A 269-nucleotide genomic window follows, 5' to 3' on the forward strand; every position below is an offset into this window, starting at 1 on the left:
GGCGAGTTCGCGTTCGAGCACCAGATCATCCCGTCGCTGTACCTGTCGGGTGACTTCGCCGACTACTTCCGTGTGGATGACCGCCGCATCGCCTTCTATCTCGCCGATGTCTCCGGGCATGGCGCGTCGTCGGCCTTCGTCACGGTGCTGCTCAAGTTCATGACCACGCGCCTGTTGTTCGAATTCAAGCGCGGCAGCAAGATGCGCGAGTTCAAGCCTTCGCAAGTGCTCAGCCACATCAACCGCGGGCTGATCAACTGCAAGCTGGG

At 61.0% G+C, this 269-nt stretch carries 1 protein-coding gene; it reads left to right on the top strand.

Translation table 11 applies throughout. The features are described from left to right. Positions 1-269 (top strand): PP2C family protein-serine/threonine phosphatase (locus SB772_RS41490; protein WP_410838709.1); only part of this gene is annotated, 269 nt, incomplete at both ends.

Source organism: Paraburkholderia sp. SIMBA_030, assembly GCF_046535245.1.
In the GTDB taxonomy this organism is placed as follows: Bacteria; Pseudomonadota; Gammaproteobacteria; order Burkholderiales; family Burkholderiaceae; genus Paraburkholderia.